This is a genomic window from Oceaniovalibus sp. ACAM 378 (assembly GCF_008085915.1).
Classification (GTDB): Bacteria; Pseudomonadota; Alphaproteobacteria; order Rhodobacterales; family Rhodobacteraceae; genus Oceaniglobus.
This window is the reverse complement of the sequence record NZ_VSJK01000001.1, coordinates 248,133-268,716: the sequence shown is the minus strand read 5'-3', so window position 1 is coordinate 268,716 and position 20,584 is coordinate 248,133. Positions and strand designations below refer to the sequence as shown.

21 protein-coding genes are annotated in these 20,584 nt (G+C 61.5%); 12 read left to right on the top strand and 9 right to left on the bottom strand.

The window, feature by feature from the left end; all coding sequences use genetic code 11:
• Positions 1-66: 66 nt before the first annotated feature.
• Together FQ320_RS01185 and FQ320_RS01180 are read left to right on the top strand one after the other, a co-directional pair.
• A complete protein-coding gene (locus tag FQ320_RS01185; RefSeq protein WP_148469515.1) occupies positions 67-1,182 on the top strand; it encodes a Ppx/GppA phosphatase family protein in 1,116 nt (371 codons plus the stop codon).
• 254 nt (positions 1,183-1,436) lie between these two features.
• Positions 1,437-2,030: an outer membrane protein gene (locus FQ320_RS01180; protein WP_148469192.1), complete on the top strand. Its 594-nt coding sequence runs from the start codon at positions 1,437-1,439 to the stop codon at positions 2,028-2,030.
• Positions 2,031-2,054: 24 nt separating this feature from the next.
• Here the strand turns inward: FQ320_RS01180 and FQ320_RS01175 are convergent, their stop codons facing one another.
• From FQ320_RS01175 to FQ320_RS01160, 4 genes are all read right to left on the bottom strand, one after another.
• Positions 2,055-2,894, bottom strand: a complete 840-nt coding sequence (locus FQ320_RS01175) for a YgcG family protein (protein WP_148469191.1) — start codon at positions 2,892-2,894, stop codon at positions 2,055-2,057.
• On the bottom strand, positions 2,891-4,270 hold the full coding sequence (locus tag FQ320_RS01170; RefSeq protein ID WP_148469189.1) for a pyridoxal-dependent decarboxylase: 1,380 nt from the start codon (positions 4,268-4,270) through the stop codon (positions 2,891-2,893). Before FQ320_RS01170 ends, FQ320_RS01175 begins: the two co-directional genes overlap by 4 nt.
• Positions 4,260-5,069: an isocitrate lyase/phosphoenolpyruvate mutase family protein gene (locus FQ320_RS01165; RefSeq protein WP_148469187.1), complete on the bottom strand. Its 810-nt coding sequence runs from the start codon at positions 5,067-5,069 to the stop codon at positions 4,260-4,262. The genes FQ320_RS01170 and FQ320_RS01165 overlap by 11 nt, the downstream gene beginning before the upstream one ends.
• A gap of 237 nt (positions 5,070-5,306) precedes the next feature.
• Positions 5,307-5,711, bottom strand: coding sequence for an MmcQ/YjbR family DNA-binding protein (locus FQ320_RS01160; RefSeq protein WP_370513006.1), 405 nt, complete (start codon positions 5,709-5,711; stop codon positions 5,307-5,309).
• 277 nt (positions 5,712-5,988) lie between these two features.
• On the opposite strand from FQ320_RS01160, the gene cysS reads away from it, so the two are divergent.
• The 3 genes from cysS to FQ320_RS01145 all read left to right on the top strand — a co-directional run bounded on the left by cysS (position 5,989) and on the right by FQ320_RS01145 (position 9,985).
• On the top strand, positions 5,989-7,419 hold the full coding sequence (gene cysS / locus FQ320_RS01155) for a cysteine--tRNA ligase (protein WP_148469185.1): 1,431 nt from the start codon (positions 5,989-5,991) through the stop codon (positions 7,417-7,419).
• Positions 7,420-7,509: 90 nt separating this feature from the next.
• Positions 7,510-9,132, top strand: a complete 1,623-nt coding sequence (gene cimA / locus FQ320_RS01150; protein WP_148469183.1) for a citramalate synthase — start codon at positions 7,510-7,512, stop codon at positions 9,130-9,132.
• A gap of 82 nt (positions 9,133-9,214) precedes the next feature.
• Positions 9,215-9,985, top strand: coding sequence for a squalene/phytoene synthase family protein (locus FQ320_RS01145; protein ID WP_148469181.1), 771 nt, complete (start codon positions 9,215-9,217; stop codon positions 9,983-9,985).
• An 84-nt stretch (positions 9,986-10,069) separates the two neighbouring features.
• Here FQ320_RS01145 and FQ320_RS01140 read toward each other — a convergent pair whose 3' ends face one another.
• The gene (locus FQ320_RS01140; RefSeq protein WP_148469179.1) at positions 10,070-11,278 is read right to left on the bottom strand and encodes an MFS transporter; all 1,209 of its coding nucleotides are present in this window, start codon (positions 11,276-11,278) and stop codon (positions 10,070-10,072) included.
• 454 nt (positions 11,279-11,732) lie between these two features.
• Between FQ320_RS01140 and FQ320_RS01135 the strand changes: the two genes are divergently transcribed.
• From FQ320_RS01135 to FQ320_RS01120, 4 genes are all read left to right on the top strand, one after another.
• Positions 11,733-12,485 (top strand): cobalt-precorrin-6A reductase, encoded by a 753-nt coding sequence (locus FQ320_RS01135; protein ID WP_370513005.1) that lies wholly within the window; start codon positions 11,733-11,735, stop codon positions 12,483-12,485.
• Positions 12,467-13,117 (top strand): DNA-3-methyladenine glycosylase, encoded by a 651-nt coding sequence (locus FQ320_RS01130; RefSeq protein WP_370513004.1) that lies wholly within the window; start codon positions 12,467-12,469, stop codon positions 13,115-13,117. Before FQ320_RS01135 ends, FQ320_RS01130 begins: the two co-directional genes overlap by 19 nt.
• Positions 13,114-13,785 (top strand): alpha/beta hydrolase, encoded by a 672-nt coding sequence (locus FQ320_RS01125; RefSeq protein ID WP_148469177.1) that lies wholly within the window; start codon positions 13,114-13,116, stop codon positions 13,783-13,785. The genes FQ320_RS01130 and FQ320_RS01125 overlap by 4 nt, the downstream gene beginning before the upstream one ends.
• Positions 13,786-13,948: 163 nt before the next feature.
• Positions 13,949-14,533: an HNH endonuclease gene (locus FQ320_RS01120; protein ID WP_148469175.1), complete on the top strand. Its 585-nt coding sequence runs from the start codon at positions 13,949-13,951 to the stop codon at positions 14,531-14,533.
• Positions 14,534-14,609: 76 nt separating this feature from the next.
• Here FQ320_RS01120 and FQ320_RS01115 read toward each other — a convergent pair whose 3' ends face one another.
• The 4 genes from FQ320_RS01115 to FQ320_RS01100 form a co-directional block, all read right to left on the bottom strand.
• A complete protein-coding gene (locus FQ320_RS01115; RefSeq protein ID WP_148469173.1) occupies positions 14,610-15,278 on the bottom strand; it encodes an SDR family NAD(P)-dependent oxidoreductase in 669 nt (222 codons plus the stop codon).
• A 79-nt stretch (positions 15,279-15,357) separates the two neighbouring features.
• Entirely contained in the window at positions 15,358-15,864 is a 507-nt protein-coding gene (locus tag FQ320_RS01110) for a hypothetical protein (protein WP_148469171.1), read from the bottom strand.
• A gap of 67 nt (positions 15,865-15,931) precedes the next feature.
• On the bottom strand, positions 15,932-16,567 hold the full coding sequence (locus FQ320_RS01105) for a ChrR family anti-sigma-E factor (protein WP_148469169.1): 636 nt from the start codon (positions 16,565-16,567) through the stop codon (positions 15,932-15,934).
• A 1-nt stretch (position 16,568) separates the two neighbouring features.
• Complete coding sequence (locus FQ320_RS01100) at positions 16,569-17,138, bottom strand: sigma-70 family RNA polymerase sigma factor (RefSeq protein WP_255509328.1); 570 nt, start codon at positions 17,136-17,138, stop codon at positions 16,569-16,571.
• A gap of 176 nt (positions 17,139-17,314) precedes the next feature.
• Here FQ320_RS01100 and FQ320_RS01095 point away from each other — a divergent pair, with 176 nt between their 5' ends.
• From FQ320_RS01095 to FQ320_RS01085, 3 genes are read left to right on the top strand one after another with little or no spacing between them, the layout of a single operon-like run.
• The gene (locus tag FQ320_RS01095; protein WP_148469167.1) at positions 17,315-18,595 is read left to right on the top strand and encodes an NAD(P)/FAD-dependent oxidoreductase; all 1,281 of its coding nucleotides are present in this window, start codon (positions 17,315-17,317) and stop codon (positions 18,593-18,595) included.
• Positions 18,592-19,347, top strand: a complete 756-nt coding sequence (locus tag FQ320_RS01090; protein WP_148469165.1) for a DUF1365 domain-containing protein — start codon at positions 18,592-18,594, stop codon at positions 19,345-19,347. Before FQ320_RS01095 ends, FQ320_RS01090 begins: the two co-directional genes overlap by 4 nt.
• Complete coding sequence (locus FQ320_RS01085) at positions 19,347-20,504, top strand: cyclopropane-fatty-acyl-phospholipid synthase family protein (RefSeq protein ID WP_148469163.1); 1,158 nt, start codon at positions 19,347-19,349, stop codon at positions 20,502-20,504. Before FQ320_RS01090 ends, FQ320_RS01085 begins: the two co-directional genes overlap by 1 nt.
• Positions 20,505-20,584: the final 80 nt, after the last annotated feature.

Here is a 20,584-nt window from a genome sequence, read left to right as displayed (position 1 = left end):
GACGCGCATCTTGCGCGGAACTGTCCCGACAGTTAGGTATGAAGTAACCTAATGGAGGGCGACATGATGGCGCCCCTGCGTCCCAATGGTGCGGGCAGGTTCCCCATGCCGGTCGAGCCGCCGCGCACCGCAAGACCCGATCCCGCTGCGCTTTATGCAGCTCTGGATCTGGGAACAAACAGCTGTCGCATGCTGATTGCCCAACCCAGGGGCACACAGTTTCATGTGGTCGACAGCTTTTCGAAATCCGTGCAACTGGGCGCGGGGCTTGAATCGTCTGGCCGGCTGTCGCGCGCGTCGATGGCCCGTACGGTTCAGGCGCTGCGTATCTGCGGCAAAAAGCTGAACAAACATCGCGTGACCAACATGCGCCTTATCGCCACCGAGGCGTGTCGGCGCGCCACCAATGCCGCGGATTTCATTTCCTATGTGAAACGCGAAACCGGTCTGCCGCTGGAAATCATCCAGCCCGAGGAAGAGGCGCGGCTTGCGGTGATTTCCTGTGCGCCGCTGGTCAGCACGATGACCGAGCAACTGCTGGTGGTCGACATCGGTGGCGGTTCCACCGAACTGGTCTGGATCGATCTGTCCCGTGTTCCGAAGATCGAAAGGCCCAAGTCGATCATGCGGCTGCATTCCGGGTTTGCGCCTGATCGGGCCTCGCCCTTTGCCGCTGCACGGGTTGTCGACTGGATCTCGGTGCCTTTGGGTGTCGCCACCCTGCGTGATCAGTTCGACGATGTTAAATCCGACGCGGCACGCTTTGCCTTGATGAGCTGGTTCTTCGAAGAGAACCTTTTGGATTTCTCGCCCTATGCATTGAAGCAGAAAATCGACGGCTTTCAGATCATCGGCACCTCGGGGACGGTGACGACGGTTGCCGCGTCTCACCTTGGGCTGAAACGCTATGATCGCAACCGGGTGGACGGATTGCGCATGACCTCGGGGCAGATTGACAAGGTCATCCGCGAATATCTGGTCCTGGGCCCGGAGGGGCGGCGCACTGACCCGCGGATCGGACGCGACCGTCATGCGCTGATCATGTCGGGCGCTGCGATCCTTCAGGCCTTGCTGCGAATCTGGCCGACGAATCGTCTGTCCGTCGCCGACCGGGGTCTGCGCGAAGGGTTGCTGTACGCCCAGATGTCCGCCGATGGCGTTCTGGAGGACGGGCCTTATTGACGGACCGCTGATTCCACCGTGCTTTAAAAACTGGTCGGGCCCTGAAAAACCCTTTGATGACGTTGCGTTACAGTTTCCAAACGCGCGGACGGGCCAAACACCGCCGAATTTCCCCACTTTTGTGGGCGGAAAGTCGCAGGGATCTGAAACACTCGAAACCGTGATTGGTGAAGGGGGAACAATTCCGCTCTTGGGGGCTTATCTAACCGAGACGCCGGAGAACGCCCGGTGCCTATAATTATGGAGCAGACAAAATGAAGACCCTTGCATTTGCAACCGCCGCCGCCAGCCTGATTGCCCTTCCGGTTCTTGCCGGTAACCTGGCACCCGTCGTCACTGAGCCCTACATCCAGCCCGCACCCCAGATCGCCCCTGCCTTCACCGGCACCGACTGGACCGGCGGATACGTTGGTGCCAACATCGGTTATGGTAACCTGGGCGGAGACGAAGATGGAAGCGGCGCCGTAGGCGGCCTGCAAGCCGGATACCTGTATGATTTCGGCACCTTTGTTCTTGGTGGCGAACTTGGGCTGAACGCAGCCAACCTGGATTTCGACAGCGGCAATGGCCAAATCGACAGCCTGACCACGCTCAAGATGAAGGCGGGCTATGACGCCGGCCGTACGCTGGTCTATGGTACGCTGGGTGCGGCCTATGCAGACGGCGAAGTCGCTGGTGTCAGCGCGAACGACACCGGATATCTGGTTGGCGCCGGGTTTGATTACCTGCTGACAGACAGCGTCACCGTCGGTGGCGAAGTCAACTATAACAAGTTCGACAACTTCGACGGCACCGGTCTTGATCTGGATGCGACGACTGTTGGCGTTAACGTCAACTACCGTTTCTGATCGAATGAATACTGGCGCCTCGGGTCACCATCGGCCCGAGGCGCCACCCCCCGACGAACTGCCACCCCCGAACGACGAGTCATCTGAAGATTTCTGGGTGATCGTATAAGACGAATGGTCGCTGTATTCGCAGTAGGCGCAATTAACAGTGCGCAGACCTTGTCCGATTTCTTCTTCTGTAGCCTCACGTGTAACTTCGCGGCTGGCCCTTAGACCGCGCCTGCCGCAGCTCGGGCAGGCCCGAAATCCGGTGAACCAGTCACTCAGCCGACGTCGCGCAATCAGCAGCGCGATAAGCCCGATGACCGCAGCAAAAATTACCAGTGAATTGTCCTCATCGTCGGCGGTTTCAGCCTGATCACCGTCAATAAAGCGGCGGGCGATGCTTGCGATGGTCTGATCCATCCCGGTCAGGATACCACGGGCATAGTTGTCAGCGCGAAATGACGGTAGAAAATAATCCTCGATCACCAACAGGGCGGCGCGATTCCATGTGCCATCGTACCCCGTTCCCAGTTCGATCCGCATTTCCCGGTCTTCTCGTGCCACCAGCACTAGAATGCCGTCGTTGCGCGAGGCATCTCCGATCCCCCAGTTGTTGACCAGTCCGGTGGCAAAGCTCTCGATGCTGTCGGACTTGCCGTAATCGGCACGGCGCAGGATCGTCACCAGCGTCATTTCCACACCGGCGTCGTCGCGCAGGAGTTTCAGCCGTGAAGTCAGCGCCGCCTCGTCTTCGTCCGACAGAAGATCGGCGAAATCGTTGACAAACGGGCTGATCGGTGGCGGAAAGTCCTGCGCGAGGGTTGCCGTGGCAAAAATTAGGCTCAGGCAGGCCAGAGCGACGCGCAGATGTCGGATCATGCCGATAGTTCCCGGACCACTTCCGCGACCATCATCACATCGTCGCGGGTGCAGTCGAACTGCCCGACCTGCACGCGGATCACATACCGCCCAAGGTGGCGCGTCTGGGTCAGATATATCCGTCCGTCCGCGTTGATCCGTTCCAGCAGGGATTGCGTGGCTGCATCGTCGCGGGCGGCAAAGGTAAACAGGGACAGGGCAGGCGGCGTTGTGATCTCCAGCCCCGGCAATTCCGCGATCACATCGGCCAGCTCTCCGGCCCATTCCACATGATTGCGGATCCGGTTGCGCAACCCGTCCAACCCATAGGCGCGCAGGGTGAACCACAGCTTCAACGCGCGAAACCGGCGGCCAAGCGGCACGGTCCAGTCGCTGTAATCGGTGACCGGACCGCCTGTGGTCAAAAGATAGTCCGGCTTGATCGTCAGCGTTCGCAGCTGCGCCGTGGGATCGGCCAGAAACTGCACCGCACAGTCGAACTGTGCCCCAAGCCATTTGTGCGGGTTGAACACGATGCTGTCGGCGCCTTCGATCCCTTGCCACAGGGGGCGGAATTCGGGGCAGATCATCGCTGATCCGGCCCATGCGGCATCCACATGAACCGGGAGTTCGTGCGATTTGGCAACGGCGATACAGGCGGCGATCGGATCACTTGCGCCGATCGACGTGCCGCCGACGCACAGCACCACGCCACAAGGCAGATGCCCGGCGTCAAGATCGGCGCGGATCGCGGCGTCAAGTGCGGCGGGGTCCATGGCAAAGCGGCTATCAAGCGCCACCTTGACCAGATTGTCCTGCCCGATGCCGGCGATCCGCACCGCCTTGTCCACTGATGAATGGGTCTGCTCGCTGGCATAAAGCCGCAGGCGGGGCTGCACCGACAGTCCAGTGACGTTGCTTCGGAACGCCAGCGCGGTTTCCCGCATGGTCAGCACCGCCGACAGGGTCGCCGTGGTGGCGCTGTCGTGGATCGTGCCGGTCATCGCCGAAGGCAGGCCCATGGCATCGCGCAGCCAGACGACCATCACGCCCTCGATCTCGGTCGCGGCGGGGGCGGTCTGCCACAACATGCCTTGCCCGGCCATCGCATTGGCCAGTTGTTCGGCCAGCATTGAGGCCGGGCTGGCGTTGGCGGGGAAATAGGCGAAAAACCGGGGATGTTGCCAATGAGTCGTGGCACCCGGCACGATCGCTTCGAAATCGGCGAATATGGTTTCCATCGGCTCGGCGTGCTCGGGGGCGGCGGCGGGCAGTTGCGCCGCCACCGCGCCTGGGGTCACGTCCGGGCGCACGGGTCGATCACGCAGCCCGGCGTGATAGGCCGTCGCCCAATCCGCCGCGCGTTTCGACCAGTGGTTCAGATCGTCATGGTTCATTCGTCTTGTCCTTCAGATAACCGTCAACCTCGGCCGCGCTCAGCCCGTTCGCCATGGGCGAAAAATCCCCCGCGCCGAACATCGCCTTGCCCGCATCGCGGATGACACGATGGGTGGCGCGGGCAAGGGAGGAGCCCAGCGATATGCGTGCCACCCCGATGGCGGCGAAATCGGCGCGATTGTGCGACAGGAACGGCCCCGCCGCCAGCGCGTTCACCGGCTTGTCCGTGGCTGCCACCACGGCCGCAAGATCGGCCAGCGTGCCGGGGGCGGGCACATAGACGCCATCGGCTCCGGCCTTGTCATATCCGCGCACCCGCGCCAGCGCTTCGGACAGGTCATATCCGTCGGTCAGACAGCCATCGGCGCGGGCCACCAGAAAGAAATCGCGGGGCAAGGCGCGGGCGGCTGCGGCGGCGGCGCAGATCCGCTCGACGGCGAGTGCGCGGTCATAAGGGGCCTGTCCGGGCAGCACCGTATCTTCGATACAGATACCGGCCAGCCCGATTTCAGCAGCCAGCCGCACGGTTTCGGCCACGGTATCGGGGTCATCGCCCCAGCCATTTTCGAAATCGCCCTGCACCGGAACATTCACGGCGGCGACCAAAGTTTCGGCGTGGCTCAGCGCGAGGTCGCGCGTCACCGTGCCGTCGGGCAGGCCCAGCGTGAATCCATGGGCGGCAGAGGACGTGGCGATGGCCTTTGCCCCCAGCGCCACCAGCATCTTTGCCGATCCGATGTCCCAGGCATTGGCCAGAATAAACGGATCGCCCTTTTTGTGCATGTCGCGGAATGTCATGTCAGCCCTTTCGCTAGATAGAGGTGTTGCAGCGCGATGATGAGCTGGGGTCGTCCAGGGTCACGCGGCTTTTCGGGTATATTTCACCGTTGCTCACCGAACCGAGGTTGGTCCCTCGTGAAAACTGCATCTGCGCCTCGTGTCACTGCCGCTCAAGACAACCTTGGGGCACGGGGCAAGGCGGATTGTCAAACCACTTGGGGCGGATATGTCCGGCGTTTGCGGTGATCGGCCGCGTCAGGCTTTGCGATCCGGCCAGTCTTCGGGAAATGCAGCCAGCGCCGCCTGTGCCTTTTTCGTCAGCCCTGCGCGGATCAAACGATACGAATTCTCGATCCTGTGGCGCAACACCGTCTCATCCGCCCCCCAGGGCACATGGATCCATGAGCGGTGAAAATACGGCGCGCGTTCACCTTCTCCGGCATCGATCAGCATGGCGGCAGTTTCGATATCGGGGCATTTCACCGACATGCCAGTGTCCATCGTACCGATAGAGACGAACATTTTTCCGCCCACCTTCCACACGTCATGGCCACCGCCCCAAGGGTCACAGCATTCTGCACCGGGCAAGGTGGCGCACAGACGGTTGACGTAAGCGTGGCTCATGGCGGCGAGAGTGTCGCGCGGAGGTCCGCTGGGCAAGATTAAATCGCCAAGATCCGCCCGATAACCCTGCAATGACACGCGCGCGAAGACCTGCCGCGCCGCCTTCGCACCCCGATTGCGCCCGCCGCCCGACGCTGTTAGATGGGGCGGATGAACGCACCGGCACATATCACGCGCTGTATTATCCGCTGACATCGTCACGCGGGCCGGTCTTCGACGTTTCCAAACTTTGCCGAAGTTGTTAAGCCCGCCGCGGGGTCGCGCGTGTCCGGAATGTCCGGGCCACCGGGGGTTCGAGAACAGGGCAAGGTACATGACCGAGATCAGACTGCACAACACCAAGACCCGCACGCGCGAGGTTTTCACCCCGCTCGATCCTGAAAACGTGCGGATGTATGTCTGCGGGCCCACGGTTTATGACCGCGCCCATATGGGCAATGCGCGCCCGGCCATCGTGTTCGATGTGCTGTACCGCCTGCTGCGCCACACTTACGGCGCGGATCACGTCACCTATGTGCGCAACATCACTGACGTGGATGACAAGATCAACGCGCGGGCCGCCGAGACGGGCCGCTCGATCCGCGAGATCACGGATGAGACGGCGGCGTGGTACATCGAAGACATGGCCGCGCTGGGCAACCTGACACCCGACCATTCGCCGCGCGCCACTGAATATATCGCACAAATGGTGACGATGATCGAAGGTCTGATCGCATCGGGCAACGCCTATGCCGCCGATGGGCATGTGTTATTCTCGGTTGCGAGTTATCCCGAGTATGGCGCGCTGTCGGGACGGACTGTCGATGATATGATCGCCGGTGCGCGGGTCGAAGTGGCACCATACAAGCGTGATCCGATGGATTTCGTATTGTGGAAGCCGTCGGATGACGGGCAGCCCGGGTGGGACTCGCCCTGGGGCACCGGGCGTCCCGGCTGGCATATCGAATGTTCCGCCATGGCGGGCGCGCTGCTGGGAGAGTCGTTTGACATCCATGGCGGTGGCAACGATCTGATGTTCCCGCACCACGAGAACGAGATCGCCCAAAGCGCCTGTGCCCATCCCGAGCATGAGATGGCGCAGATCTGGCTGCACAATGAAATGCTGCTGGTCGAGGGACGGAAGATGTCCAAGAGTCTTGGCAACTTCTTCACCGTGCGCGATCTGCTGGATCAGGGCGTCCCGGGTGAGGTGATCCGCTTTGTCTTTCTGTCGACGCATTATCGCAAGCCGATGGATTGGACCGAGGACAAGCGGCGCGAGGCCGAGGCGACGCTGACAGGCTGGCTCTCGGTACTGCGCAAACATGGCTATTCCCCCGGGATGGTGGCCAAGCTGAAAGCCAGCGGCGACTGGACTGCCGATCACGAGGTCATCGGCAATCTGTCCAGTGATATGAACACGCCGGGGGTGATGGCGCGCCTGCATCTGCTGTCCAAGGCCAAGACGGCCTATGGGCTGGTCGGGCTGGCGTATGCGTTGGAAATGCTGGGTTTGGTCAGGGATTGGGACGTTCTCGAACTGTCGACATCGCAGGGTGATGCACTGCCTGACTGGGTGGGGCCGGTGGTCGACGACATTCTTGTCCAGCGGCAAAAAGCGCGCGAGGCCAAGGATTGGGCCGAGGCGGACCGGTTGCGCGAAGTGCTGAACGCTTCAGGCGTGCAGGTCGCGGACGTGAAGGGGGCGGTGACATGGGTGCCGGGACCAAACTTCGACATCGCGCAGCTTGAGTCGTTCAAGTGATCACAACACTGGCAGCTCTCGCCCGGCTTCTGTTTCACCCGTGGCGGCGGGCTGCCTTTTGTTGTTCTGAATCGTATCTGGAGTCGCCCCATGACTGAACGCCTCTATCTCTACGACACCACCCTGCGCGATGGTCAGCAGACGCAGGGGGTGCAGTTCTCCACCGGCGAGAAACACACCATCGCGCAGATGCTGGATGGGTTGGGTGTCGACTATGTCGAAGGCGGCTGGCCCGGCGCAAACCCCACGGATTCAGCGTTTTTCGAGGCTCCGCCACAGTTGCGCGCCACATTTTGCGCCTTTGGCATGACCAAACGGGTCGGGCGCAGCGCGGACAACGACGAAGTGCTGGCGGCGGTCCTGAACGCAAACACGCCCGCCGTCTGTCTGGTGGGCAAAACCCATGTGTTCCATGTGGAAACCGCGCTGGGCATCACCCAAGACGAGAACCTTGAGAATATCCGCGCCTCCGTCGCACATCTGGTCGCTCAGGGACGCGAGGCGCTGTTCGATGCCGAGCATTTCTTTGACGGATATGGCGCCGATCCTGACTATGCGCTGGCCTGTCTGCAGGCGGCGAAGGATGCAGGCGCGCGCTGGATCGTGCTTTGTGACACCAACGGCGGCACTTTGCCCGGCGACATCGGGCGGATCGTGGCGGCGGTGATCGCGGCAGGGATTCCCGGCGACCGGCTGGGCATTCACACCCATGACGATACCGGCAACGCCGTGGCCGGAACGCTGGCGGCGATCGATGCGGGCGCGCGGCAGGTGCAGGGGACGCTGAACGGGTTGGGCGAGCGGTGCGGCAATGCCGACCTGACGACGCTGATCCCGACGCTGATGTTGAAGGAACCCTATCGCAGCCGGTTTACCATCGGCGTGGATGAAACCGCGCTGGCCGGGCTGACGCGGGTGTCACGGCGGCTTGATGATATCCTGAACCGGGTGCCGGTGCGTGGCGCGCCCTATGTTGGGGCCAGCGCCTTTGCGCACAAGGCCGGGCTGCATGCCAGCGCGATCCTCAAAGACCCCACGACCTATGAACATATCGATCCCGCCGTGGTGGGCAATGCGCGCATTGTCCCGATGAGCAATCAGGCCGGGCAAAGCAATCTGCGCGCCCGGCTGGCCGACATGGGGCTGACTGTGCCCGCAGGCGATCCGGCGCTGGGGCGGATTCTGGACGCGGTGAAGGAGCGCGAGGATGCGGGATATTCCTTTGACACCGCGCAGGCCAGTTTCGAGCTGATCGCGCGCCACGAGCTGGGCCTGTTGCCGGCATTTTTCGAAGTAAAACGGTACCGCGTCACGATCGAGCGGCGAAAGAACAAATATAACAAGATGATCAGCCTGTCCGAGGCGGTCGTCGTGGTCAAGATCGGCGACACCAAAATGCTGTCGGTCAGTGAATCCATGGACGACAGCGGCAGCGACCGCGGCCCGGTCAACGCGCTCTCCAAGGCGCTGTCCAAGGATCTGGGGCCCTATCAGGCGATGATCGACGACATGCGGCTGGTGGATTTCAAGGTGCGCATCACTCAGGGCGGCACCGAGGCCGTGACCCGCGTGATCATCGACAGCGAGGATTCACAGGGCCGCCGCTGGTCGACGGTGGGCGTGTCGCCCAATATCGTCGACGCCAGTTTCGAGGCGCTGCTTGATGCGATCAACTGGAAACTCGTGCGCGATACGGGCGAGGGTGCAACATGAGGCCGTTCATGCAGCCAGACGCAGATTTGCTGGGCGTGAGATCGGGTTTGCGCCGCGACATTCAACTGACGGGGCAGCCCGAATGACCCTGCAAGCCTGCGCCGAGATGGTCAAAAAGGGCGATCCTGACCGGTTTCTGGCGGTCATGGCGGCGCCCCCGGCGGCGCGTGCTGTGCTGTTTCCGATCTATGCGTTCAACGTCGAGGTGGCGCGGGCGCCATGGGTGACGAAAGAATCGATGATCGCCGAAATGCGCCTGCAATGGTGGCGCGATGCGCTGGAAGAAATCGCGGCAGGAGGCGTGTTGCGGCGCCACGAGGTTGTTGTGCCTTTGGCGCATTCACTGGCAGGGCTGGCGGCGGACGAGGGCACCGGGCGGCTTGATCGTTTGATTGTCGCGCGCCGGTCGGACATCGACAGTGACCCGTTTGAAAACGCGGCGGCAATCGACTCGTACCTGTCGGATACGGGTGGGGGGCTGATGCGGGTGGCGGCCAGTGCGCTGGGCGCTGGCGCTGAGGAACACGAACAAGCGCAGGCGCTTGGATCGGTCGGCGCTTTCGCCAACTATCTTCTGGCGGTGCCTGCGCTGATCGCGGCGGGCAAGCAGCCTTTGCCGCAGGACGCAGAGCCATGGATCGCCGAACAATCCGACATCTATTTGAAACGGTTCGAGAGTAACCGCAAGGCTCAGTCAGGCGCGCTGCGCCATGCGGCGCTGTCGGTCTGGCGGGCGCGGGGTATTCTGCGCCACTCTCTGCGTGATCCGGCAGCGGTGATTGAAGGGCGGTTGCAAGGGGCGGAATTTGCCCGCCGTGCCGGTCTGTTGCGCGCGCAACTCTTCGGAGTTTAGGGCCGGGGGACCATGGAATGAACCGAAAGCCGCCCCAAGATCAGGCGCGTTTCGGCTCGGCCGTTTTCAGGTCACGATCCGGCTTCAGATCGCAACGTTGCGCCGCTTGTGCAGCGCCAGCCAGATCAACGCACCACCGGCCAGAACCAAAAACGGCACCATGGCATAGTTCACGGAGCTCCACCCGGCCTCGGGGGTGCCGCCGGAACAGTTCATCAACCCGCCCGAAGCCAGCGATGCGATGGTGACACAACCGAACACGATCATGTCGTTCATCCCCTGCACCCGACCACGCTCGGCCGGGGAATGCGCACCGGCCAGCATTGTGGTGGCGCCGATAAAGCCGAAATTCCAGCCGATCCCGAGCAGCATCAGAGCCGCAAAGAAGTTCGGCAATTCGACCCCCGAAAGCCCCACGACTCCGGCGGCGGCCAGAATGGCAAGTCCAAGGCCAACCACCCGTTCGACCCCAAAGCGGGCGATCACATGGCCGGTAAAGAAGGACGGCAGGAACATGGCGATCACATGGGCCGACACGATATCTGCGGCGTCGTTCTTGGTATATCCGCAGCCAACCACCGCCAGCGGCGTCGACGTCATCACCAGATTCATCAACGCATAGCTGACCATGGCGCAGATGATCGCGACCGCGATACGCGGCGTGGTCAGCAGTTGCCAACGGGTCCGCCCCAGCGATTCGCCCGCAACAGGCGAGGGCGGTTTGGGGATCTTCAGACCAAGGAACAGGGCCGATCCGACTACGTTCAGCGCAATCACCGCAAGATAGCTGCCAAGAAACGGCACGACCATCGCATCCGCTGTCAGTTTGACCAGTTGCGGGCCGATGAACGCGGAAAACAGCCCCCCCGCCATGACATAGGAAATCGCCTTGGGCCGGAATTCGTCATCGGCGCTGTCGGCGGCGGCAAAGCGGTAAAAACCCTGCGCCGACATATAGATACCGGTAAGCAGTGATCCAATGAGGAACACCGTAAAGCTGGAGATATACAGCCCATAAGCGCCAGTTGCCGCGCCTAGAGATCCGCCCGCCGTGCCCAACCAGAACCCGGCACGCCGCCCGTATTTCTGCATGAAGGCGGAAATCGGCGTGGCACAAATCATATTGCCCAGCACGATCATCGAAATCGGCAGGGTGGCGAAACAGATATTGCTGGCCAGTGATTGTCCGGCAAGCCCGCCAATGGTGAAAATTATCGGCATCTGCGCCCCGAGAATCGCCTGTGCGGCGACCAGGATCCAGACGTTGCGGCGGGCGTTCTGTTTCGTGCTCATAACTTGGCCATACTCGCGACGCAGAAGGAAGAAAAGAGGCCAGGCAGCCACACAGGACGTCCTGACACCGCCTGTGACGGCCTCCGACGATCGGTGTCTGTCACTGTCCCGCAATAGAGACCCGTGGGCAGCAAGAGTTCAAGACGTCACGTTCCTTTGCCCTGAGGGGCAGGGGCGGCAAACCCTGTCTGCCACATTGCAGGCGGCAGGTGCGGCGGCGTAGGATGGCTGTCATGACGCCGCCGATCAGAAAGCTGCGCCGGGGCTTGACCTTGGGCGCCAATGCCAGTGCTTCTGCCGCAAGGCGGGCGGCGCGGCTGTGGGTCTTCGCATCTGACGATTGGGTGCCCATGGTGCAGCCCCGGAACAAAGCACCGACCCCGGATAGGACGCGCGACGGTATCGACCTCAGAGGCGTCTGCGACCATTGCGCAAAGTCTCGGGCGGTGTCCGGATGATGCGCCTGCTGCTGCTTGCCGGTACGACCGAGGCGCGCGAAATCGCTGCGGCGCTGGCGGGAAATCCGCGCATTGAGGTGATCGTCTCGCTCGCCTCGGGCACGCGTATGGCGCGCCCCTTGGGGGTCACAACGCGGATCGGCGGGTTCGGCGGCAGTGACGGTTTCACGGCATATCTTGCGCGCGAGGGGATCGATGCCGTTCTGGACGCGACCCATCCCTTTGCCGTGGAAATGTCCCATCGCACCCGGGATCTGTGCAGCAAACTGGGTCTGCCCTGCGCTCAGGTCCTGCGTCCCGGCTGGACCCCCGGGCCGGGCGATCGCTGGACCACACTGAACGACGAATCCGAGGCCGCACAGCACATTCCCCCCGGCGCGCAGGTCTTCGTCGCCACTGGCCGGCAAACTCTGGAACGATACATCGGAATGGGCGACCGGATGATGATTTGTCGGCAGATCGACGCTTCGTCCGGGCCATTTCCTCTGCCGCAGGGGTATTTCCTGCCGGGGCGTCCGCCGTTTACGGTGGCGCAGGAGGTCGCCCTGTTCCGAAGACTGTCCATCGACTGGCTGATCGTGAAAAATGCCGGCGGTGATGCCAGCCGGACAAAGCTGGATGCGGCGCGGCAACTGAACCTGCCCGTCGCGATGATCCGCCGCCCGTCACAGCCCTTGGGGGTGCAACTGGAAACGGTGGCGGATGCGCTTGGCTGGGTGAAGGGATTGCAGTGTCCGGTTTCGCCATGAAAGAGATCGGGCGGCTGATCGAGACTGATGCGGATGTGGCCGAGGGTGCCGCTTGGCTGGGCCGGATCGAGCCGCGGTTCGCCGATGTCTGGGCTGTGACCGGCCCATGGCCCCTGCGCCGCCGTTCGGGCGGTTTCGAGGCGCTGTTGCAGGCAATCGCTGGGCAACAGATCAGCACCGCCTCGGCCTCGGCCTTCTGGGCGCGGTGCGTTGCAACCGGGCTGACCAATCCCGCAACGCTGTTGGCGGCCGATGACGAGACGTTGAAACATGCCGGATTCTCGCGGCAAAAGGCGCGCTATGCCCGGGCGCTGGCGGTGGCGGCGCTGGATTACGGCGCGCTGGAGACACTGCCCGACGACCGGGTGATCGCGCTGTTGACCGCGCAGCTTGGCATCGGACGCTGGACTGCCGATATCTATGCCGCCTTTGCGCTGGGGCGGGCGGATATCATGCCGGCGGGCGATCTGGCCGTGGTCGAGGCCGCGCGCCTGCTGTTCGATCTGCCCGAGCGTCCGACCGAAACCCAGATGCGCGCCTTGGCCGGGCCCTGGGCGCCGTGGCGGGCCGTTGCGGCGCGGGGGCTTTGGGCATACTACGCCCACGTCAAGAAACGAGAGGGGGCGTTGTGACACGCACATTGGAACACAGGCGCGCGGGTGCGCCAAAGGGCGAGGCAACGGCACTGGTTGTGCTTTTGCATGGCTATGGCGCGGACGGGGCCGATCTTTTGGGGCTGGCCGATCCGCTGGGCCCGCATATGCCGGGGGTTGCCTTTGTTGCACCCGACGCGCCGGAACGCTGCACCGGAAACCCCATGGGGTTTCAGTGGTTTCCGATTCCCTGGATTGACGGTTCGTCCGAGGAAGAAGCCGAAACCGGCATGGCCGCTGCCGTCGCCGATCTCGATGCCTGGCTGGACACTCTGCTGGCCGAAGAGGGGCTGAGTGCCGACCGCCTGATCCTGTTTGGATTTTCTCAAGGGACGATGATGGCGCTGCATGTTGCCCCACGCCGCGCCAAAGCGATTGCCGGGATCGTCGGGTTTTCCGGTCGTCTGCTGCAACCCGAGGCGCTGGCTGACGAAATTGTGAACCGTCCGCCTGTATTGCTGGTGCATGGCGATGCCGATGATGTCGTGCCGCCTGACAGTCTGCCGGCCGCCGCAGCTGCGTTGCAAGAGGCGGGCGTCGATGTCTATGTCCACATAATGAAGGGCACGGGGCATGGTATTGCGCCCGACGGTCTGTCGGTTGCGCTGGCGTTTATGCGTGATCGCCTTGGAATACCGCAGGACTGACGCGCACTGAAACGACCCGCCGCCACTTCAGACCCCGCCGCTACGCCGCATTGCGGCGGGGCTTGCCAGCAGCGCGTCGCCGGATATATTTAGTCTTATCCGGGACGCATGGGTGCATTCCCACGATGCAGTATCCGCGCCCCCGGCGGGGAGACGACATAGGATGAACGTCGAATTCAGAACGAGCTTTGTGCGCGAGCCGAGCAATCTCAAACATTGCCCGGCCCTTGTGCTGAACGCGGATTATCGTCCGCTCAGTTATTATCCCCTGTCACTCTGGCCCTGGCAGGATGCGATAAAGGCGGCTTTTCTTGACCGGGTGGATATTGTCGCAGAGTACGATCAGGTGGTCCGCTCGCCTTCGGTTGAAATCCGCATTCCGTCGGTTGTGGTGCTGAAGGATTTTGTCAAGCCGGTGAAGCGGGTCGCCTTCACCCGGTTCAACCTGTTCCTGCGCGATGAATTCTGCTGCCAATATTGTGGCGCGCGAGGCGATCTGACCTTTGATCACGTTATTCCCCGGGCGCGTGGCGGGATCACCAGTTGGCAAAATGTCGTTGCGGCATGTTCAACCTGCAACCTGCGCAAAGGCGCGAAAACCCTGCGCGATTCCGGCCTGTCGCTGATCAAACCGGCCCGTCAGCCGGGCACCGAAGAGCTGAAAAACATGGGCCGCCGTTTCCCCCCCAACCACCTGCACGCGACCTGGACTGATTACCTGTACTGGGACGCCGAACTTGAGGCCTAGGCCGGTTATCGCTGAAGATCAGTCCGACCTATGCAAAAAAACCGTCGGATCGAGCCGCAGCGGCGAAGGCCTGCCGTCACCACGATATGGTTTTCCCGTGCTGGTCGAAAAACCCACCGCTGTCGCTTGATTTGAGTTGCTCAATCACTGTCAGCAGTCGCGCCGCTGCCGTTGCGGGTGTATCCGCCTGTGAGGCAGCGCGAAATGGCTGGGTAAGGGGTGTCTCGACCGTGCCGGGGTGCAATGCCACCAGGATGGCACCCGGGTGGGTGCGGGCCAGTTCGATCGCGGCGGTATGGATGATCTGGTTCTGTGCCGATTTGGCGGCCCGGTAACTGATCCATCCCCCGAGCCGATTGTCACCGATAGAGGCCAGTCGAGCCGAGAGCGAGACAAACACCGACCGACCCGGTGCCAGAAGTGCCGCCCCATTCTTGATAAGCAACGCGACGGCTGTCGCGTTCAGTGCAAAATGCGCCGCCATGTTTTGCGGGTCGAGTGCGCCAAGTGACTTTTCCGGAGGAGCATCGTTCAGGATCAATCCGCCGGTCGCGTTGATGATCAGGTCAAAGCGTTTGGGCGCCAAACCCGCGAAGGCCTTGCGGATCGCGGTCTCGTCCGTCACATCCAGCCCGTCGTGCCGCCGTGACAGGCTGACAACGTCCGTCCCGCGCTGCTTCAGGGCGTCGACCATGGCGGCTCCGATACCCCCCGATGCGCCGATGACAAGGGCATGATGGATCATGACTTCACCACTGCGTTTGCCGCGTTGTGATTCGCGGTTCGTCGCAGAAAGTATCTGCCCAGGGATTTGCCTGCTGCGTTCATATCAGGGGATCATGCGCCCATTGCAGAAGCGCCTGTCGCTGGCGCGGTCTGCAAAACACATCGCCCGTATGGCAGTTCGCCCGGATTTGCCCGGCATGTCTGGCAAAGCCCCGCCACCTTGAAATCTGGGTTTTGTCGATATCGCCCAGACGCCGCCCAAGATAGTATCGGCAATACCATTGAAACCAGCCCCGGGGATCGGGGCCATAGATCCAGCCTTTCTGTTGCCAGACACTTAACGGCTGGCGGCTCTTGATGCCAAAATAGTTCAGTTCCGGGTCTGGTTGCGGGCTGATCTTTGCGTTCTCGTACCAGTCGGACGGAAATTCATCGACGCAATCGTTGATGTAGCGACCCTCAAAAACGCCCATCTCAAGCATTTCTTTCGGAGAGTGGTGCGGCGTGAACCCGGCGGCAAACTCTGCGCCGGTTGGTGCGGTCAACTCATAGCAATAGCCGGTTTGCATGCGATCGTTGACGATGATTTCAGTTTTATTTGACATGGATAGGCCTGATGACTGGGGTCTTTGATAGGTTGTAAAAGGCAGGCAAGCGTCGTGGCACAGGCCGTCAGATCCGAAACAGCGGTTGCAACAGCCGTGGTACAAGAGAATTGAAACGCAGCGGTGCATCTGTGGCCGCAAGGCAGATGCACGGGGCTCCGGGATCGGCGATTGGCTGGTGGTCAAGATCAGAGCCCGCAACCTCCAGATCACCCACAGCAAAGCGTCCGGATTTGTCGCTGAAACTGCCTTGCAGCACCAGTGTCAGCTCCAGTCCGTTGTGGCTATGGTCCGGCACCGCACGCCCCGGCGGAATATAAAGTAACCGAACCGAGCCGTTTCGATCTGCCGTCAGAATACTTTGCCGAATCCCGCCGCCCAGCATTTTCCAGCGTGGTGGCTTGCCTTTCAGCGCCTCCATCACCGGACCGGGAAAGATACCCGAGCGGGTAGGGCGCGGGACTATTGCGACGGGTCTGTCGAGTTGGTCAAAGATCGCCGAGCGCAGACCGTCGGACAGTTCAGACTGCTCTGCCGCTTCCAGAACCGCACCGCCCATGGCGCAATGGGCTTCCATCGCAGCACGGCAATCGAGACAAAGCGAGACATGCGTGGCAACCACCAGCGCGAATGGGTGCGCAAGGTTGCCGCTGACATAGGCCGCGAGCAAGCCATCCGGAACATGGTGCGTGATTGCGGACATCTTAGCGCATTCCCTTCAGTTCGTGCCGTAATCGCTCCAGCCCAAGACGGATACGCGATTTTATCGTGCCCAGCGGCAGCCCGATCTGGGCGCTCAGTTCGCTGTGTGTCAGCTCACCGAGATAGGCCTTTTCGATGGCTTCCCGCTGGGTCGGCTTGAGCCCGGCAAGTGCCTTTGCCAACTGTCTGCCCTCCTGCTCCACAGCCAAAATCTGGCCGGCATCGGACTCGGTGCTGATCTCTGCTCCAAACTCATCGGGGACCGGGCGGCGTTCTTTTCGGATCATGTCGATATGTCGGTTCCGGGTGATCTGGTAAATCCATGCAGAAACCTGTGCGCGTTGAGGATCAAACAGCGCGGCCTTGTGCCAGATCGTCAGCATGACATCCTGAACCACCTCCTCTGCCTGAGCAGCAGGCAGGCCGGATCGCATGACGAACCCTTTCAGACGGGGCGCAAAATGATCGTAGAGCCGGGCAAAGGCCTGGCGGTCGCGTTGGTCACGAACCGCAAGCATCCAAGTGGTCTGCGATGAAATTTCGGCGACTGGTGGAACTGACACCTTTTCCATGCCCTTCAGCAATACTCCGGGTCGCGGCCTTCTCGGGCCGCTCCCTTTGGTATGTTCGATGTGAAGGCTTGCTGCAAACATAACTCTTCTACGCAGCCGAATGAGATCTGGATCATTTTTTTGATCCAGTTGATCTGCCCGGCCGTAATCCTATTGAAATAACGACTGGATCCGAGATGTCTTTTGAAGCCGCCCCCATCTGTCCGCAACGTATCGCCATCATTGGCGGCGGCATATCCGGTCTTGCCGCCGCCTATCGGATGGAGTCCCATCACGCGGTCACGGTCTATGAGGCTGCACCGCGTCTGGGCGGACATGCCCGCACGGTCATGGCGGGGCTGAAGGGCGATCAGCCTGTCGATACAGGATTTATCGTCTTCAACTATGCCAACTATCCGCATCTGACCCGGATGTTTCAGGATCTGGATGTACCGGTCGTCAAAAGTGACATGAGTTTTGGCGTCTCGATCAACGACGGTGAAATCGAATACGCGCTGCGCAACCTTCGGTCCCTGACGGCGCAAAAACGGAACCTGATCCGCCCCGGCTTTGTACGGATGCTACGGGACATCCAGAAATTCAACGCCAGCGCCGAGTCGGTGAACCGGGGCGGCGACGCCACCATCGGCGAAGTAATGAAAGAGCTGCAGCTTGGCCCTTGGTTCCAGGATTACTATCTGATGCCATTGTGCGGGGCGATCTGGTCGACGCCGCCAGAGCAGATCCGCGACTTTCCCGCCCGTGCCATCATTCAGTTTTTCCGCAACCACGCATTGCTGAGCGCTTCGGCGCAACATCAGTGGTGGACGGTGGATGGCGGAAGCACACAATATCTGAACCGGCTTGAACACCACCTGCGCGGACGCGGCGTGGCGATCCGCACCGGAACGCCGGTACAGTCTGTCCGCCGTAGTGGCGGCCAGAGCATTGTGAGCAGCACCGGGGGGGAACAGGCCACGTTTGACCACGTTATTTTTGCCTGCCACGCCGATCAGGCATTGCACCTGCTGGCCCAACCAACACCGCAGGAACGCGCAGCGCTTTCAGCGGTCAGATTTCAGGACAACGTCATGGTCCTGCATCGCGACACCGCCATGATGCCAAAGCGAAAGGCGGTCTGGTCAAGCTGGGTCTACAACACAGACACCACCGGCCCGGACACCGCGATTGGTGTGACCTATTGGATGAACCGCCTGCAAAACATTCCCGAGACTGATCCGCTCTTTGTCTCGCTCAATCCGGCCCGGCCGGTGGCGGAGCATCTGATCTATGACCAGACGACTTTTCGGCATCCGGTGTTTGATACCGGTGCACTGGCGGCGCAGGAACAGATCTCGCAGATTCAGGGGCAGAATAACACATGGTTCGCCGGGGCGTGGCTGCGGCACGGATTTCACGAAGACGGTTTTGCCAGCGCCGTGCGTATTGACCGCCTGATGAAGCGGCAATTTGCATGAGCCATCGCGCGGAACATATTGCGGGCGTGACCACCCATAAACGACTGGGAAAGGTCAGTCATGGCTTCAGCTATGGTGTGGATTACGTACTGATCGACCCCGAGATCGAAGCCGCGCGCCCGGGTTTGTTTTCGCGCAACCGGTTCAATCTGATGACGGTGCACGATTGCGACCACGGCGGACAGCCTGGACAGGGGCGGGGGGCAACCTGGGTGCGCGAGGTTCTGGCGGCAAAGGGATTGGGGCAGCGCAAACTGCGCCTGCTTCTGCTCACCCAACCGCGGTTTCTGGGCTATGTCTTCAATCCGGTCAGTTTCTGGCTGGTGATGGAGGATACCGCGCTTGTCGCCGTGATTGCCGAGGTTTCGACCCCCTTCGGAGATCGCCATTCGTATTTCTGTCACAACCCGGATTTTGCCACCATTACCAAGCAGTCCCGGATCGAAACGCCAAAATCGCTGCATGTCTCACCGTTTCAAGACGTTGCAGGGACATATGAATTCAGCTTTGACATATCATTGGATCGGATTTCGATCCGCATCCTGCACCGCAACGGCCCGGAGGGTGTGATCGCCACGCTGTCCGGGCCCCGCTTGCCAATGACCAACGCGGGCTTGCTCAACGCCAGCCTGCGCCGCCCTTTGGGCGCATTGCGCACGATCCTTTTGATTTACTGGCAGGCCCTGTGTCTGAAACTGAAAGGGGCGCGATACCGCGCCCATCCCAAACCCCCGAATTCGGAGATTACCTGATGTCGTTTCTCGACAAACGTTTAAAAAGTAAACTCTTGGAGACGTGCGAACGCATCCAGACCGGCAGCCTGAGGTTGCGTGATCCTGACGGCGGGGTCCATGATTTCGGGGCGGGCGAACCGGCCGCCGAGATGCAGATCAACGATTGGGCGGCGGTTCAGGCAATCGCCGCGCGCGGCAACATCGGGCTTGGGGAAACCTATGTCGCGGGTCTTTGGGATACGCCCTCGATCGAGACCCTGATGAAGGTCGGGTTGCTTAACCTCGATCTGTTTCAGGATTACGACTATGCGAACTTCTGGAACAATCTGCAGTTTCGCCTGATAAACCGCCTGACGCGCGCCAATTCCCTGCGCGGGGCGGCGCGGAACATCCGCGCGCATTACGATGTCGGCAACGAGTTCTATCAACTTTGGCTTGATGAAAGCATGACTTATTCGTCAGGCATGTTCGCCCCCGGTGATGACGATCTCACCCGCGCACAGAACCGAAAATACGACCGCATTCTGGATCGAATGGGTGGCGACGAGCGTGTTCTGGAGATCGGCTGCGGCTGGGGCGGGTTTGCCGCACGCGCGGCCGATGGCGGGCGTCATGTCACCGGTTTGACAATCTCACCCAGCCAGAAAGGCTATGCCGACGCCTTGCTGGACGGGCGGGGCGAAATACGGCTTCAGGACTATCGCAAATGCGGCGGCCAATTCGACAACATCGTTTCGATCGAGATGGTCGAGGCCGTCGGGCAGCGATATTGGCCGACGTATTTCGCCACGCTCAAGGCGCGACTGGCCGAGCAGGGACGCGCGATGATTCAAGCGATCACCGTGGCGGACGCCGATTTTGACATCTACCGGCGCAGTTCAGACTATATCCGACAGTATACCTTTCCCGGCGGTATGCTTCTGTCGGACGCGATCATCGCCGATCAGGCGCGGCAGGTCGGGCTCAGGGTCAAAAGCAGCCATGCCTTCGGGCCTGACTACGCCCGCACCTGCGCAATCTGGGCCGATCGCCTGAACAGCCAGTCGCAGCGGATTCGCAAACTGGGCCATGATGAGGGATTTTTGCGCAACTGGCGGTTCTACCTTGAATCCAGCGCCGCCTGTTTCGCGGTTGGCCAGACCAATGTCGTTCAGGTGGAGCTGACCCATGCCTGAGGCTGGAAACAACCGGACCGTCGGGGCGAGAGAAGGCATCGCGGCGGCCTTGGCGCGCGCTGGGGCAGGGTGCGGCGCGC